Annotated in this window: 16 protein-coding genes; 10 read left to right on the forward strand and 6 right to left on the reverse strand. The window is 35.3% G+C overall.

The annotated features are described in order from the left end of the window. Window positions 1-184: 184 nt before the first annotated feature. The 5 genes from ACESM9_RS09755 to ACESM9_RS09775 form a co-directional block, all read right to left on the reverse strand. Window positions 185-883 (reverse strand): hypothetical protein, encoded by a 699-nt coding sequence (locus ACESM9_RS09755; RefSeq protein ID WP_372997743.1) that lies wholly within the window; start codon window positions 881-883, stop codon window positions 185-187. A 76-nt stretch (window positions 884-959) separates the two neighbouring features. Further along, on the reverse strand, window positions 960-1,970 hold the full coding sequence (locus ACESM9_RS09760) for a penicillin-binding transpeptidase domain-containing protein (RefSeq protein WP_372997745.1): 1,011 nt from the start codon (window positions 1,968-1,970) through the stop codon (window positions 960-962). Window positions 1,971-2,000: 30 nt separating this feature from the next. Then, entirely contained in the window at window positions 2,001-2,393 is a 393-nt protein-coding gene (locus ACESM9_RS09765) for an SH3 domain-containing protein (protein ID WP_372997747.1), read from the reverse strand. 230 nt (window positions 2,394-2,623) lie between these two features. Next, complete coding sequence (locus tag ACESM9_RS09770) at window positions 2,624-3,289, reverse strand: hypothetical protein (RefSeq protein WP_372997749.1); 666 nt, start codon at window positions 3,287-3,289, stop codon at window positions 2,624-2,626. Between the two features lie 95 nt (window positions 3,290-3,384). Continuing rightward, the gene (locus ACESM9_RS09775; RefSeq protein ID WP_372997751.1) at window positions 3,385-3,756 is read right to left on the reverse strand and encodes a hypothetical protein; all 372 of its coding nucleotides are present in this window, start codon (window positions 3,754-3,756) and stop codon (window positions 3,385-3,387) included. 416 nt (window positions 3,757-4,172) lie between these two features. Here ACESM9_RS09775 and ACESM9_RS09780 point away from each other — a divergent pair, with 416 nt between their 5' ends. The 8 genes from ACESM9_RS09780 (at window position 4,173) to ACESM9_RS09815 (ending at window position 12,401) form a co-directional block, all read left to right on the forward strand. Continuing rightward, window positions 4,173-5,420: a glycosyltransferase family 2 protein gene (locus tag ACESM9_RS09780; protein WP_372997753.1), complete on the forward strand. Its 1,248-nt coding sequence runs from the start codon at window positions 4,173-4,175 to the stop codon at window positions 5,418-5,420. A 75-nt stretch (window positions 5,421-5,495) separates the two neighbouring features. Then, entirely contained in the window at window positions 5,496-6,395 is a 900-nt protein-coding gene (locus tag ACESM9_RS09785; RefSeq protein ID WP_372997755.1) for a DMT family transporter, read from the forward strand. A 112-nt stretch (window positions 6,396-6,507) separates the two neighbouring features. Then, entirely contained in the window at window positions 6,508-7,935 is a 1,428-nt protein-coding gene (locus ACESM9_RS09790; protein WP_372997757.1) for a PLP-dependent aminotransferase family protein, read from the forward strand. 78 nt (window positions 7,936-8,013) lie between these two features. Further along, window positions 8,014-8,571: a biotin transporter BioY gene (locus tag ACESM9_RS09795; RefSeq protein WP_372997759.1), complete on the forward strand. Its 558-nt coding sequence runs from the start codon at window positions 8,014-8,016 to the stop codon at window positions 8,569-8,571. 237 nt (window positions 8,572-8,808) lie between these two features. Continuing rightward, window positions 8,809-9,798 (forward strand): acyl-CoA dehydratase activase-related protein, encoded by a 990-nt coding sequence (locus ACESM9_RS09800; RefSeq protein WP_372997761.1) that lies wholly within the window; start codon window positions 8,809-8,811, stop codon window positions 9,796-9,798. Between the two features lie 3 nt (window positions 9,799-9,801). Beyond that, complete coding sequence (locus ACESM9_RS09805; protein WP_372997763.1) at window positions 9,802-10,893, forward strand: 2-hydroxyacyl-CoA dehydratase; 1,092 nt, start codon at window positions 9,802-9,804, stop codon at window positions 10,891-10,893. 12 nt (window positions 10,894-10,905) lie between these two features. After that, complete coding sequence (locus ACESM9_RS09810; protein WP_372997765.1) at window positions 10,906-11,871, forward strand: acyl-CoA dehydratase activase; 966 nt, start codon at window positions 10,906-10,908, stop codon at window positions 11,869-11,871. Window positions 11,872-12,062: 191 nt separating this feature from the next. Continuing rightward, window positions 12,063-12,401 carry a hypothetical protein gene (locus ACESM9_RS09815; protein WP_372997767.1) on the forward strand — a complete coding sequence of 113 codons (339 nt, stop codon included), beginning with the start codon at window positions 12,063-12,065 and terminating at the stop codon, window positions 12,399-12,401. Window positions 12,402-12,455: 54 nt separating this feature from the next. On the opposite strand, the gene ACESM9_RS09820 is transcribed toward ACESM9_RS09815, so the two are convergent. Further along, the gene (locus ACESM9_RS09820; protein ID WP_372997769.1) at window positions 12,456-12,872 is read right to left on the reverse strand and encodes a Fur family transcriptional regulator; all 417 of its coding nucleotides are present in this window, start codon (window positions 12,870-12,872) and stop codon (window positions 12,456-12,458) included. A 328-nt stretch (window positions 12,873-13,200) separates the two neighbouring features. Between ACESM9_RS09820 and ACESM9_RS09825 the strand changes: the two genes are divergently transcribed. After that, complete coding sequence (locus ACESM9_RS09825; RefSeq protein ID WP_372997771.1) at window positions 13,201-14,448, forward strand: argininosuccinate synthase; 1,248 nt, start codon at window positions 13,201-13,203, stop codon at window positions 14,446-14,448. Next, complete coding sequence (gene argH, locus ACESM9_RS09830) at window positions 14,445-15,821, forward strand: argininosuccinate lyase (RefSeq protein ID WP_372997773.1); 1,377 nt, start codon at window positions 14,445-14,447, stop codon at window positions 15,819-15,821. Before ACESM9_RS09825 ends, argH begins: the two co-directional genes overlap by 4 nt. The last annotated feature ends 194 nt before the right edge of the window (window positions 15,822-16,015 follow it).

A 16,015-nucleotide genomic window follows, 5' to 3' on the forward strand; every position in this document is an offset into this window, starting at 1 on the left:
CTCCAGGTGCTAATATATATTCTGGTTTAAAAAGACAGAAATAGGAGGCTTACTTATGTGTTAATCCCAAAAAGTCTGTATAATAAATCAATTAATAAATAAAGGGGCAGGTGCGGTTAAAAAATCGTACCTGCCCCAAAGGATATAAGCATTTTTTCTTGTCTCTCTTAATATACTTAGTTCTTTATTGATAATGTGGATTTATTATTTCAATTTCTATGTTTTCTTCAATATCCTTTACTCTACTTTCCCAATATTCTCTATATCTTCTATTTACATCCGGATTCGTAATGATTTTATTTTCAGTTTTTTTAACTTCAGGCAATATCCCTAATTCGATACCTTCTTTAATAAAGCTATTTTTTAGATTTTCGATAGCATAGTATAGCTGAATCTGACTAGGACGAAAATCTGACCAGTATTGTTCTTCTGTCAAGCCCAATGCTTTGATATAATCTTTCATGAAAGTTTTTCCTTCTTCTTCGAGTTCTTGATCATAAATTTCTTTTTCTTTCAAAGATAGTGCTTTAGCTTCCTCAATTGAAATGGATAATCCATTATCTTTAGCCATTTCGTATAATACTTTTATTTTGGCTCTCCTTCTGATGACATCTGCATAACTATCTGAATCTTTTATTGTTCCGTCCATATTATAGAGTTTTTTATACATTTCAACTTCATCTTTGTAAATTTCTATACCATTTGCTTTAGCAACAACTTCTTTATTATCCATGCTCATATATTCTTTCATAATTTGCCCTAATTCTAAGACCTTCGATTTATCCAGAGGTATCATTTCATAATTGCTGACTGCGTTAGATATTGAAATGGCAGTAATAATAAAAATTCCAGATATTATAAAAATATTAACCTTTCTTTTCATTAACTACACCTCCTAGCCATTTTAGATGGTAAGGCTTAAGGCTTAGAGGAATTTAAGGGCTAATTGCAGTGAATATTTAATGCAAGTGGTTAGGATTATTTTCAAGACATTTTATTATAATTTTTTTCATTGCTTCTTCTGCTAAGTCTTTATCTTTAAATTCTACATTCATAACAATGACACCAACTATTTTAGGATCATCTTCTATGTTAGTTGCAACATATGAGGTAATATATTTTTTATCTGATGTCATATCACTAACCCCACCAATTCCGCTTATTTTACCGTCAATAGATATATCCTTCAGAGCAGACACAATGGCATTGGTTACATCTTTTGATGCAACTTGCTTTAAGGCAAGTTGTTTATTATTATTAATTTTAATCTTTACTATATTCTTTAAGCTTTCATCAAGAAAGGGTTTGTACAATGTTCCTTCATTTAGTAAAGCAGATATAGAAGAAGCCATCTGTAATGGTGTAATAGTAAATCCTTTACCTATAGAGGTAGCAGCAAGATTTAGATTATTTAATTCTATACCAGAATCATGGTTTCTTAGCCCAAATAGCTCCAAGTTTTCGTAGAATTTTTCTTTTCCAATTTTTAATGCTGCTTCTATTGCTGCAATATTACATTTAGATTCGATTCCCTGTAATAAGGTCTGTTTTCCATGTCCTTTAAAGTTCCAGCAATAAAATATTTTCCCGTCAACATTTAGACGCCCTTTACAATCATACATATCTTTAGGTTTAACGGAGTTTTCTTTTAGAGACATTGCAAATGTTAATATTTTAAATATTGAACCCGGCTCAAACTCCTTATAAACATCACCATAACCAGCTAAGATTTCACCAGTATTTATATCCATAAAGAGTATGGACTCAATAGAGTCTTTTGGTATAAGTTCAACTTCATTATCAACAATAGCTTGATATTTACTTTTACTTTCTAAATCGTAATTTATTATACTAGATTCTGTATCTGCATTAGTGATGGATGTAGCATATGTAAAGCCGATAACTGCGGAAATAATGGCAATGCTTATACTACACCATATAATTATTTTGCTTCTTTTATTTATAGCCATATATGCTTATCCTCCCTTAATTATTATTAATTATTTAGCGTCTAAAATTCTAGCTGGATTTGTTATAGATATATAGTTTTCATGAACCCAACCTTCCTTTCCCTCATTTTGTCCGGATTCTACGTAAACATAAAGGAAAGGCGTATTTCTTGTCGTATCATTATAAACTGCAACATCATCATACTTATACAAGGAACCTAAAGATGGATAATTAGTACCAGGACCACTTCTCAAACGAACTCCATTGCCTGTGATATAGCCTAATCCCAGAAATTGCAATTCTCCAGGTTCTACTATAGAAGCAGCTTCTATGCCATTTTCATTAAGAACTATAGCTGTTGGAGCTATCTCCTCTGCAAATGCAATCCCAAACGATGACATAACAATTATAACTGATAGTAAAATGCTAATTACTTTTTTCATTTGAAAAACCTCCCTTTATATATTTTATATAATTTTCTTATGTGTAATTTTCGCTATACCAATGGAATCACCTCCATTTGCCTTTTACCTATATAACGAAATGGAGTGGGTGTTATGGGACACTTGTTTTGTTGAGCTATATAATTTTGCTCTATAGCTGTTTGTTGTGAGTACCTTTTCTAATATGAGCAGCCTTTTTTCTTAACAATTTTTTTCTATCAGGGTAAGAACTACTTTATATTGTGTTTATATTTGATGGCTCTTAATGGTTTATCATTTATGTCATATGAAGTGATACTGCTGATAACATCTGTATATATATAGAAGCTACCTTTTTCTTTTAAAAATTTATCTTGATCATATATCAATATAAAATAGCCTTCTTCATTTATTGGAGGTTGCTTTACTTCTCCATTTATGAATTGAATTTCAATCTTTTTAATCCTTTTATCAAAAACACGTCCGCCTATAACACAACGATCTGTGTTGCTATCATAAAAGCCAATCTGAGTGAAAGCATTCTTTGCTCTAATAACATACTCTTCATCATCTTTACTTTCATATGTTGTGAAAGCATTATTTCCTATGCTTTGAACTTTGTTATTAGTTATAATACTACAGATTCCAGTATTATATTGATTCAGGATGGGATTTTGTAGCCTTCTATCTTTAAAGCTATAGACAGTGTAAATGGAGTTTTTGTACGCTTTCTGTTTGCCAATTGATATATGCTTAATGTTTTTATAGTTCTGGTAAATTAAGGTACTAATATAATATTCATTTTTAAAGGTGTAATTAGCAATATGAGTCATTATACTATATACGGAAAAGATAATAGACGAAATTATAATAATAAATGAAAAAGAGATAAAAATGTAAGAATGTATTTTTTTCATATGTTCCTCCAGAAATAATAGAATAACACAATATTTACGCTATAACATTGTGTTATCCCATCATTATTTTATTTTATGAACATTAACTGTTTCAGTTACCAAGTTATATAATGATAAACTTCATACCAGTTCTCTATTCTATAAAACTCTGTTTCTGCTTCATCCATAGCGTAGGTTTCAATATAATCAAGTTCATAGTTATTTTGAAATCTAAGCTCTTTGTAATATGTTTTGCTTGATATAATGTCACGCTCACCTGATATCTTCCAAACTTTATATTTAGTGACTATTCTATCTATAACAGTGTCAAACATATAATCGGGGGAAATTATATCTGATGAAATTGCTATATTAGGCACAATTTCTTGTATAGCGGAAGTTGATTCTGTTTCATCAGCAAAGATAGCAGCGCTCGATAAAAATGAAATCGTCATTGTAAGCATAAGTAATACTAATCTCTTTCTCATAGGTAATACCTCCTTAAACTTATTACTCATATATATTCAAATAACTCTCAAATCAATGGAATCACCCCCATTTGTCTTTTACCTATATAACGAAATAAAGGGGGTGTTTTGGGACACTTGTTTTCAAATATATAAGCCTAATACAATTTTACCATATTTTTCTTTTAAGTTACTTATAATCAAATATTAAATATCCAAAAAAGTGGAATAATATAATGAGAATGTGAAGAATGATAAAGTTAGATTGGCAGAGAAAGAACTAAAACGGCTAAATAAAAAGAAGAAAAAGTAGCCATAAAATCGTCAAATAAACCGGAAATATATATATAGTATTTTTTCTGGAGTTTAATAATTTTCCTCCAGGTGCTAATATATATTCTGGTTTAAAAAGACAAAAATAGGAGGCTTGCTTAGAAATGTTTAAAGACATACTGCATTTTGTGTTTGTCATAGTGCAGATTCTAGCTCTATTATACGGATTATATTACTTTTCAACATCAATATACGGTATTGTAGAAAAGTTTAATAAGAAACCCTCAAGGAATTATTTGCCTTTGAAGAAATTCGCCATATTCATACCTGCCCACAATGAGGAAAAGGTAATAGGAAATATAGTAGAAAACTTAAGACATTTAAACTATCCCAAAGACTGCTATGATGTTTTTGTCATAGCCGATAATTGTACCGATAACACTGCAAAAATAGCGGCAGAAGGTGGAGCCAATGTACTGTTAAGATATAACGAGGAGAAAAGAGGAAAGGGTTTTGCGCTGCAATGGGCTTTCAGAGAAGTATTATATAGAAAAGATGCTGATTATGATGCGACAGTTATATTCGATGCTGACAATCTGGTATCAAAGGATTTTCTGAAAGAAATGAATAATAAGCTATGTGAAGGTCATAAGGTTCTTCAGGGCTACATAGACAGCAAAAACCCTGAGGACTCCTGGATTACCTGCAGCTATTCCATTGCATTCTGGTCTGCCAATAGATTATTCCAATGTGCAAGGGAGTATTTAGGTCTAAGCTGTCAAATAGGAGGCACAGGTTTTTGTGTCGACACAGATATACTGAAAAGGATAGGCTGGGAAGCTACCTGTCTGGTAGAGGACTTGGAATTTACAATGAAGCTTATGCTTAACGGCATAAGAGTTGGATGGGCTCATAATGCAGTGGTTTATGATGAAAAACCTCTTACCATGGCCCAATCCTGGAGACAAAGGAGAAGGTGGATGCAAGGCTTTGCAGATGTATGCTCCAGATATTTTGTTAAGCTCATGGTCAAGTCGGTTAAAGACAGGAATCTTGGCCTGTTTGATTGTGCCCTTTATACGCTCCAACCCTACATGATAATAATGGGTGGATTGATGCTTTTAATACCTGTACTCAATGCCTTTGTATTTGATAATGAGATGCTTATAATCACCAGCATCATGTTCCCCAATTTCTTCAAAGCATTTGGGCTGATGCAATTTCTGCTGATACCCTTAGGATTGTTTCTGGATGGCAAATTCAGCTATAAGCTGTTTTTATATTATCCCACATATGTTCTATATTGCCTGACTTGGATTCCCATATCCGTACAGGGTGTAATAATGAAAAATAATAAAGAGTGGAGCCACACTCTCCATACAAGAACCCTGTCAATTCATGAAATTGAATAATAGACAATATATTTCTATGGATTGTAAAACCATGATATAATTAAGATAATTATATGATGGTTAGGGGTTTATATAATGGATAAAAAAATGGGGATTCTGCTAACTGCTATATCTGCTGCCTGCTTTGGGTTTTTGCCAATATTTGCATCATTAGCTTATAGGAATGGCGGCAATGGGGTTACTCTAATATCTATAAGATTCTTATCCGCAGCGGCAATAATGTGGATTATTGTGCTCTTAAAGCAGAAGCAATATAAACTCGGAAAAACTAAAATAATCCAATTATTCATGATGGGAGCTTTAGGTTATGTATCGACTACTGGAGGTTATTTTTCTGCATTGAATTATATTTCTGCTCCTCTGGTAGCTTTGCTGTTTTATACAAATCCCATTATTGTATGCGTTTTATCCTATGTTATCTTTAAAGAAGAGATAAACATCAACAAAGCTATTGCTTTGATTTTATCAGTACTAGGCATTATATTTATAGTAGGTTTTAGCCTTGGCAGTATAGATATCCGAGGAGTACTTCTGGCTGTTTTGGCTGCGTTTTTATATTCCGGATATATTATTGCAAGCGGTAAGTTAGTAACAGGGCTAGATCCCATAGTTGCAGCCACATATGTTGCTTCATCTTGTGCTGTTGTTACAATTGCATTTGGATTTATTACCAATTCCTTTGTAAAGATAAATCTACCAGTCTTTATATATGGATTTTTTATGGCGGTTTTTTCTACAGTCATAGCCATATTATTCTTTTTTGAGGGAATAAAGAGAATAGGAGCTTCACATGCAGCAATTGTGAGTACCATAGAGCCTATAGTTACTGTATTGATGAGTGCCTTAATTCTTGGAGACAGAATGAGTATGCCCCAGCTTTTAGGAGGCGCTCTGGTGGTTATAGGTATTGTGGTGTTGCAAAGGCCCGTGAAGAAAAAGGATGTATCGTTAGAAGAAAACAGCATTAGCGAATAATGCTGTATTTTGTTGCAATATAACATACAGAAAGGATTTAAAATGTTCTTTATTTGTGATAAAATTGTATCGATACAGTTATAATGCAGTGTCGTTTAAAGAAGGTAATAATATGGTTTTAGATTTGAGAATAGATAAAAATAAAGAAGAGCCTGCATACTTTCAAATATATGAGCAAATTAGAAATCTCATAACAAGCGGTGCATTAAAAGGTGAAAGCAAGCTGCCTTCCATAAGATCTTTATCCAGTGCGTTAGGAGTAAATACTATAACAGTAGTTACCGCATATAATATGCTGGAGAAGGATAGATTTGTATACAAAAGGCAGGGCAGTGGAACCTTTGTAATATCCAGAGGGGAAGATTTGCTGCTGAATTCTGAGCAGCCTATGTATTTCGAACCTGGAGAACTGGATATGGAGAATGAATATGATGATGATTATATAGATTTTTCAATATCGGCTCCTGATCCCAAACTATTTTCTGTTAAGGATTTTCGGCAGGTCATGAATGAGGTTCTGGAGGAAGATGGTGCCAGAGCCTTCATGTATCAAAGGAGTGTGGGCTATACTCCATTAAGAAATGCTCTGGTTGATTATGCAAGAGAATATGGCATAAACTGCTGTGCTGAAGATATATATGTTGTATCGGGAGCACAGCAGGGAATAGATATAATTGCAAAGGCGTTGGTAAAAAGCGGAGACTGTGTATTTGTAGAGCTGCCTACATACAGCGGAGCTTTGGCAGCCTTTAAATCACGAGGTGCCAAACTGGTCGAGGTACCTCTTAATGATGATGGTCCTGGCATAAAGGAATTGGAAAGGTTGGTTAGGCTGTTTAAGCCGGTTTTATTCTATGCCATGCCTAATTTTCATAACCCTACAGGAAGCATATACTCTGTAAGGAAGAAAAAGTATATGCTCCTGCTTGCAAAAAAGTATGATTTTAGAATTTTAGAGGACGATTATTCGGGAGATTTAAACTATACAGATTCTAAGCTTTTACCTATAAAAGCCTATGACAATAATGACAGAGTCATCTATCTGAAGAGCTTCTCGAAAATTTTCATGCCAGGTTTTCGTTTAGCTTACATGGCAATTCCTGAGGATATAAGGAGAAAGGCAGCTGATGCGAAGATAGCTTCTGATATCTCTACATCAGGTCTTATGCAGAGGATACTATGTAAGTATATCGAAAAGGGCATACTTGAAAAGCATGTCACATACCTGAGAAAAGAATTCAGTGTAAGATATTTGGAAATGGTGAGGGCAATAAAGAAGACCATTAGAGGAGCAAAGTTTTTCGAACCCAAGGGAGGCTTAAATCTATGGATTAACCTTCCAGATGAAGTTAATTCACAAGAGCTTTATGAAAACTGCAGGGAAAAGAAGGTGATTTTTTCTCCAGGAACATTTTATTTCAATGATGAGAAGGGTCAAGGCTATATGAGGATGAGCTTTGCTGCTACAAATATAGATGAAATCTGGGAAGGATTGTCTATCATAGGCAACGAAGCAGAGAAGCTTAAACATAAATATTGACAAAGGAGGAGTTAAAGTTTATCCTTGTATTGTAAACCAAAAAGCTACAATAGGTTAACAATAGAAAGGATGATTAACATGAAATTAACAACAAAAGAAATAACTTTAGTATCCCTCTTCACAGCTTTAATAACAATAGGTTCTAAGATTACAATACCATCACCTATAGTACCTTTCACTTTACAGTGGATGTTTGTGGCATTATCCGGTATGCTGCTGGGAGCTAAATTAGGCAGCATCAGCATGGCAGTTTATGTCGTTTTGGGATTGATAGGTTTGCCTGTATTCACCAAGGGTGGGGGAATAGGCTATATTGTATCACCTACCTTCGGATATCTTATAGGCTTCATAGTCGCAGCCTATATAATTGGAAAAGCGGTAGAAAGAATGAAAGGGAATATAACATTTACAAGTGTTTTGCTTTCCATGTTCTTAGGCTTGGCAGTGGTTTATACCATAGGGGTATCTTATATGTATCTAATACTTAATTTTTATATTGGCAAATCAATAACATTAGCAAAGGCAATCTGGACAGGAGCTTTGATTTTTATACCTACAGATATGTTTTCTGCAGTACTTTGTTCTCTTTTGGGAGTCAGAATAGCACGTCAAGTGAAGGAAATAATAGAGGGCTAAAGCATCATATTTTTTAGCCCTTTCATATAATCTATAATAGTGTGAAAATTCGGAGATTGATGAAGCTTTTAATAAATTGGTAAAGCAAATCAAATGCCATTAATTTAATTCAGACTAATCCATTATATTTTACCTCATATCAGCCCTAATTGAAGTTTGTAGTTTTATTGGCTAAAGTTTAGAATTGATATATCGTATAGCTAATGTTATTGCAATGCATTAAAGGGGGTTAAGAATTTGAAGATAGGTATTCCGAGAGCGTTATTGTACTATTATTATCACCCTCTGTGGAAAACATTCTTTGAACATTTGGGATGTGAGGTCATCACTTCAGGAAAAACTACTAAAGATTTGATTGATAAAGGAATAAAGGCTTCTGTGCCTGAAATATGCGTTCCAATCAAGATATTGAATGGCCACGCTTTAGAGCTATTGGAATCTGGGGTAGATTATATGTTTATACCCAGAATGATGAGTATTAGAAAAGGCGAATTTTTTTGCCCAAAATTCATGGGACTTCCTGATATGGTGAGATACAGTCTTCCAGGAGCCAAAGGCAAAGTGTTATTTCCAAAAATATCATCATTAACTGATGATATTTCAGATGAGGAGCTGTACTTAGATTTGGCAGAAGCCTTGGGAGTGTCCCACAAACAGATAAAAGAAGCATTAAAAGAAGGCAGGAAGGTTTGGAAGGAGTTTAGAGACATATCCAAGGAAGGTTATACAGCTCTGGAAGCCATAAATTATGTAGAAACAGGAGAAAAGCCTGAGATAGAGACGAAGGATTACATAGTTACAATTGGATTGATGGGATATGTGTATGATATCTATGATGAATTTGTAAGCATGGGAATTGTGGACAGGTTAAGGGAGATGGGAGTCAGAGTTTTGACCTTTGAAATGATGGATGAGGATATGCTGGATAGAGAGTTGGACAACATGAAAAAGAGGCTTTTTTGGACATTTTCCAATAAACTTCTTGCTGCAGGATATAGATTTCTTAAGGATGAGATCATTGACGGCATAATACATGTTACAGCCTTTGGCTGCGGCCCTGACTCATTGATAGGTAAATTGATGGAGATAGACTCCGTTGAATATGGAAAGCCTTTTATGACCATCAGAGTAGATGAACACACCGGTGAGAATCATCTTCAGACTCGAATAGAGGCATTTATTGATATGATTTATAGAAAAAAGGTAAAGGCTTTAAAGGAGGCATAATCAATGAAAGTAGCTTTTCCCTACATGGGAACCACAGTAATATATAAGAAGCTTCTTGAGCTTTTAGGACATGATGTCATAGAACCTCCTGAGCCTACTCAAAGAACTATTGATCTGGGAGTTAAATATAGCCCGGAATTTGCCTGTTTTCCCCTGAAAGTTGTTCTGGGCAGCTATATAGAAGCAGTAGAAATGGGAGCTGAGACCCTTATTACTTCAGGTGGACATGGCCCATGCAGGGCAGGATTCTATGGAGAAACCCATAAAAAAATATTAAAAAATATGGGCTATGATGTAGATATTATAGTATTTGATGATTATAAGAGAGACATTGTGGGAACAATTAATAAGGTGTTGAGGGTAAAAAACCGCAAGCCTTGGATAGTTGTGTGGAAAGCCATCAAGGTAGTATATGCTATGGCTAAAGCCCTGGACAGAATAGAACAGAGAATAGAAAAAATGAGAGCCTATGAAGTCAATAAAGGTGAATGTACAAAGGCATGGGAAACAATTAAAGATTTGTTTGATCATGTAAAAAATATAAGTGATATTGAGAAGGCAGAGATGGAAAGCAATAGGCTTCTTGATGAGATCAAACTCGTAGATGTACCCGAAAAAGATAGGATAAGAATAGGCATTGTGGGAGAAATCTATGTGGTCATGGAGCAATCTATCAATCTAAGGATAGAAGAAACCCTGGGCAGTCTGGGTGCGGAGGTGGAGCGATCCCAGTATCTTTCACAATGGATTGATTTTAATCTAAAGCCTGGGGCTGCAGCTAAAGAGCATGAGCTTTCCATATTGAAAAAAGGTGAGAAATACATAGAGGAAATCATCGGAGGCCACGCTAAGCAAACTGTGGGACATATAGTGGATTATGCTGAAAGAGGCTTTGACGGAGTTGTGCATTTAATGCCCTTTGCCTGCTTACCGGAGTTGGTAAGTCAGAGTATAATACCCACCATAAGCAAAGAGCATAATATTCCTGTTATTACTCTATCTATTGATGAGCAAACAGGAGCTGCCAATATACTTACCAGACTTGAGGCTTTCATGGATCTTATTAGAAATATTAAAAGGACAAAAACTGCATGATGGAGGAAGCATATGAATAAAGTATTTATAGGTATTGATGTAGGTTCAGTCAGTACCGATGTAGTTGCTTTAGATGTAGAGGGAAATATACTTTCAACTCAGTACCTGAGAACTAATGGACAGCCCATTGAAGCAGCAAGAGAAGGATTAAGAGGCCTGAAAGAAGAATTTAATGAGGATATTGAAGTTCTTGCCATAGGTACTACAGGAAGCGGCAGACAGCTTACTGGCATAATGGTAGGTGCAGATGTAATAAAAAATGAGATAACAGCTCATGCTACAGCAACCATAAGCCTGGTACCAGGGACCAGAACCATATTTGAAATAGGCGGTCAGGATTCCAAGATTATTTTTCTTAAGGATGGAATGGTTACGGACTTTGCTATGAACACTGTATGCGCTGCGGGAACAGGTTCTTTCCTGGAACATCAGGCAGAAAGATTGGGCATACCTATTGAAGAGTTTGGAGATCTTGCTCTTACAGCAAAGAAAAATGTTCGTATTGCAGGGCGGTGTACAGTGTTTGCAGAATCTGATATGATAGCAAAGCAGCAGTATGGCTTTTCTAAGGCGGAGATAATTAATGGATTATGTGAAGCCCTGGTGAGGAATTATATCAACAACTTGGGAAGGGGTAAAAAATTAGAACCTCCTTATGTATTTCAAGGAGGAGTGGCTGCCAATAAAGGTATAGTTGCTGCCTTTGAGAGAGAGTTGAATCATGAAGTAATCGTTCCAAAGAACTATAATGTTATGGGTGCTGTGGGAGCTGCAATACTGGCTAAAGAGCATATTGAAAGGACTGGGAAAACTACAAGCTTCAGAGGATTTGAATGTGCGGATCTGGAATTCACTCCCACCAGCTTTATATGCGGAGGCTGTGATAATTCTTGTGAAGTAATAAAAGTCCAGATGGATGGAAAAGTAGTTGCCATGTGGGGAGACCGCTGTGGTAAATGGACAAATTCAGTAGCCTAACTCCTATAGTAAAATTAATATAAAATAAGGCATATATTGGTCCCTTCCATAATAATTTATATAAGAGATAGAGTTAGATGGGAGGGATTATTATTAAACATAAAATCATATTGTTGACCAGAAGAAGATTAATAATCTATGTACTGATTATTGTCGTCCTTATACTAGCCATTATAGGAGTAACAAACCTTATGAAAAAAAGGGGAGAACCTACGACTTCATCCAACACCTTCATATATATGCAATACAAGGATGGAAAGTACATAGGTAACGAAAAGACGGATAAAGGTAATATTCAGGTGGAAGTAACCATTAAGAAGAATAAAATACATGAGATTAAGATATTGGAATTCCCACAAGAATACCTAGCAGAGAACAGAGAATTGGAAAAAGAAACTGCAGAGGTCATCAATAAAATAATAAAAACTCAGGAAATTATGAGCTCAGAAGATATGGAGAGATCCTCCTATGTGATCAACAAACTATTGAAGGCTATTAGAATTGCGGTGGATCAATCCTTGTTACAATGATAAAGTATTGAATAAAAAGACCCGATTGGAATCATGAATCCAATCGGGTTTTTGCTAGTGAGTTTTCTGGCAATCCGGACAATAACCGTAAAAATAAAGTTGCTGTTTAATTAAATTATATCCTGTCCTTGCCTTAACATTATCCAATAAATCATATATCATGTCATTATCTACATCCTCTACTCTGCCACAACTTAAACAATGGATGTGAGGATGTTGCTTAGTGTTGGCATCATATCTGGAGCTTCCTTCTCCAAGATCCAGTTCTTGTATTATCCCAATACTTTTAAATACTTCTAAGGATTTGTATACAGTGGCTAAACTCATTGTAGGGTACATTGGTAGAAGCTTATTGTATATAGTTTCTGCACAAGGATGCTCCTTAGTATTTTTTAATACATTAAATACAGCCAACCTCTGAGGTGTAACTTTGAAACCACGCTCTTTTAATATCTTAGTAATTTCAACCATAATGCGCCTCCGGGAAAGTATTGTATATACAAAGAATATGCCAAACAAGAGAATTTGTCAAGTGATAAGTATTGTTAATTCATAAGTATACATGCATTGGAATTAAGAAAAGTCAGATAAATGAGTATATATACGCTATCAATCAATATATTGTCAAATAAATATCAGAAACATTGATAAAATAGGCATAAATTTGATTGTAATACAAAATATATTAGATGCAAATGCATATGTATAAATATTATAAAAAAATTATAATTTGTACTTGCATAAATATACTTATATTATTATAATTATTATTAATTATTTTAAATGGGGAGTAGATATTATGAAATCATTGAAAGAAAAAGTGGTTCTAGCTTATTCGGGTGGGCTGGATACTTCGGTTATCATACCATGGTTAAAAGAGAATTATGATTTGGATGTTATTGCTTGTTGCGTAGATGTAGGGCAAGGCGATGATCCTAAAGCTATAAGAGAAAAGGCCATAATGAGCGGAGCATCAAAGGTATATGTGGAGGATGTAAAAAAAGAATTTATAGAGGAATATATTTTTCCTACACTCAAAGCAGGGGCGGTTTATGAAGGAAAATATCTGTTAGGCACATCCTTTGCAAGGCCGCTGATAGCAAAAAAACTTGTTGAAGTAGCTGAAAAGGAAGGAGCTAATTATATAGCTCATGGTTGCACAGGTAAAGGAAATGATCAAGTTCGTTTTGAGCTTTCGATTAAATCCATGAGACCTGATATTAAAATAATTGCACCTTGGAGAATATGGGATATAAAATCCAGGGAGGATGCCATAGATTATGCCCAGAAGAAGGGAATACCCATACCTGTTACCAAGGAAAAACCCTATAGCAGAGATAAAAACATATGGCATCTGAGCCATGAAGGTGGAAATCTTGAGGATACATGGAATGAGCATCCTGAAGACATGTATATGATGACTACACCACCTGAGAAGGCACCTGACAAACCTACCTATGTGGAAATAGGCTTTAAAAAGGGAATTCCAGTATCCATAAATGGTGTTTACTATGATTCTGTATCCTTATTGGAAAAGCTAAACAAGATTGGTGGAGAAAACGGTATTGGAATTATAGACATGGTAGAAAACAGGCTTGTTGGCATGAAATCCAGGGGAATATATGAAACTCCAGGCGGAACACTGCTCTATAAGGCTCATAAAGAGCTGGAATATTTGACATTGGACAGAAATACAATGCAGTTTAAGGATATGGTAGCTCAGAAATATGCTCAATTGGTATATGATGGGCTTTGGTTTACGCCTCTCAGAGAGGCTATGGATGCCTTTGTTGATTCTACTCAGGAATACGTTACGGGAGTTGTTAAGCTGAAACTCTATAAAGGATCCTGTACCAATGTGGGGTCAAAATCGCCTTATTCCTTATACAATAAGGATTTTGCAACATTTGGTGAGGATGATGTATATAATCAAAAAGATGCGGAAGGATTTATAAATTTATTTGGCTTACCTATAACTGTTAGAGCATTGATGAACAAAAAGAACATGGAGGAAATGCTCGGAACATCGGGCAAGAAGGCAATATGAAGCTATGGGGTGGAAGATTTGAAAAAAATACAAGTCAGTTGGTGGACGCTTTTCAGAATTCCATCAAATTTGACTGGAGAATGTATAAGCAGGATATAAAGGGCAGCATTGCTCATGCTAGAATGCTAGGCTCTAAAGGAATAATTCCCCAGGAAGATGCGGATTTGATTATTGATGGCTTATTGGAAATACTTGAAGATATAGAAACAGGAAAAGTTGAATTTAAAGAGGAGGCAGAAGATATTCATATGAATATCGAGAGTCTCCTTATACAAAAGATTGGGGATGCAGGTAAAAAGCTTCATACAGGGAGAAGCAGGAATGATCAGGTAGCATTGGATTTCAGGATTTATCTGAAGGAAGAAATGAATGAAATAATTCATCTAATTAGGGAGCTTTGCATTATATTATTGAAAAAAGCGGAAGAAAACCTGGAGCTTATAATGCCAGGATATACTCATATGCAGAAAGCTCAACCTATAACCCTGGCACATCATATCATGGCATACTTTCACATGTTCTGCCGAGACATGGAAAGATTCTACGATTGCTACAGAAGAACAGATATAATGCCCTTGGGAAGCGGTGCCCTGGCAGGCACTACCTATGATTTAGACAGGGAGATGGTGGCTAGGGAACTGAAATTTGAAAGCATAAGTCAAAACTCCATGGATGCTGTGGCAGATAGAGATTTCGTCATAGAATTTATAGGTTGCTGCTCCATAGTCATGATGCATCTCAGTAGGTTCTGTGAAGAATTGGTGCTTTGGAACAGCCATGAATTTGGGTACATTGAACTGGATGATTCCATGGCCACAGGAAGCAGCATTATGCCCCAAAAGAAAAATCCTGATGTAGCTGAGCTTATAAGAGGCAAGACAGGAAGGGTCTATGGTGATCTTATGGCTATTTTGACCATTATGAAGGCTCTTCCCATGGCATATAACAAAGATATGCAGGAGGATAAGGAGGCAGCCTTTGACGCGGCAGATACTGTTAAAAGTTGTATAAATGTGTTTATTCCGATGTTTGATACTATAACTTACAACAAGGAGAGGATCCGAGAAAAGCTAAAGGAAGGTTTTTTGAATGCTACTGATGCAGCGGATTATCTGGTGGGAAAAGGTGTAGCATTCAGAGATGCCCATGAAGTCATAGGCAACATGGTAAACTATTGCATTAAGAACAGGAAGGCTTTGGAGGATCTAAGCCTGGAAGAATTCAAGGAGTTCAATTCCGCATTTCAGCCAGATATTTATGAGTATATAAAAATGGAGAATTGCGTAATCAGAAGAAATACGATAGGAGGGCCTTCACCAGAAAGAGTTCTGGAGGATATAGAAAAAGGGAAGAGATTTCTGGGGTTGATTTAATAATGAATTGGACAATACAGCATTTTCATTAGTTGAAATAAGTTATCATTTAGAGTATATTAACAATGAGGATACTTTTCATGACTATTCTACGCTGTATTTGTTCCAATTTATTATTATTATGTGGAGGCTGTTGCTGTGATTAATGTTATTATGGGTCAGAAATCTGTCCTAGTGCCGATGACGGAAGAAGA

Origin of the sequence: Lutispora sp. (genome assembly GCF_041687175.1) — a bacterium.
Lineage (GTDB): Bacteria > Bacillota > Clostridia > Lutisporales > Lutisporaceae > Lutispora.

Bases quoted from the DNA above. Each gene is read 5' to 3' on its own strand.
- ACESM9_RS09790 (WP_372997757.1), top strand. From the start codon at position 6,508: ATGGTTTTAGATTTGAGAATAGATAAAAATAAAGAAGAGCCTGCATAC.
- ACESM9_RS09815 (WP_372997767.1), top strand. From the start codon at position 12,063: ATGAAAAAAAGGGGAGAACCTACGACTTCATCCAACACCTTCATATAT.
- ACESM9_RS09805 (WP_372997763.1), top strand. From the start codon at position 9,802: ATGAAAGTAGCTTTTCCCTACATGGGAACCACAGTAATATATAAGAAG.
- argH (WP_372997773.1), top strand. From the start codon at position 14,445: ATGAAGCTATGGGGTGGAAGATTTGAAAAAAATACAAGTCAGTTGGTG.
- ACESM9_RS09760 (WP_372997745.1), bottom strand. From the start codon at position 1,970: ATGGCTATAAATAAAAGAAGCAAAATAATTATATGGTGTAGTATAAGC.
- ACESM9_RS09770 (WP_372997749.1), bottom strand. From the start codon at position 3,289: ATGAAAAAAATACATTCTTACATTTTTATCTCTTTTTCATTTATTATT.
- ACESM9_RS09825 (WP_372997771.1), top strand. From the start codon at position 13,201: ATGAAATCATTGAAAGAAAAAGTGGTTCTAGCTTATTCGGGTGGGCTG.
- ACESM9_RS09765 (WP_372997747.1), bottom strand. From the start codon at position 2,393: ATGAAAAAAGTAATTAGCATTTTACTATCAGTTATAATTGTTATGTCA.
- ACESM9_RS09775 (WP_372997751.1), bottom strand. From the start codon at position 3,756: ATGAGAAAGAGATTAGTATTACTTATGCTTACAATGACGATTTCATTT.
- ACESM9_RS09785 (WP_372997755.1), top strand. From the start codon at position 5,496: ATGGATAAAAAAATGGGGATTCTGCTAACTGCTATATCTGCTGCCTGC.
- ACESM9_RS09810 (WP_372997765.1), top strand. From the start codon at position 10,906: ATGAATAAAGTATTTATAGGTATTGATGTAGGTTCAGTCAGTACCGAT.
- ACESM9_RS09780 (WP_372997753.1), top strand. From the start codon at position 4,173: ATGTTTAAAGACATACTGCATTTTGTGTTTGTCATAGTGCAGATTCTA.
- ACESM9_RS09755 (WP_372997743.1), bottom strand. From the start codon at position 883: ATGAAAAGAAAGGTTAATATTTTTATAATATCTGGAATTTTTATTATT.
- ACESM9_RS09795 (WP_372997759.1), top strand. From the start codon at position 8,014: ATGAAATTAACAACAAAAGAAATAACTTTAGTATCCCTCTTCACAGCT.
- ACESM9_RS09820 (WP_372997769.1), bottom strand. From the start codon at position 12,872: ATGGTTGAAATTACTAAGATATTAAAAGAGCGTGGTTTCAAAGTTACA.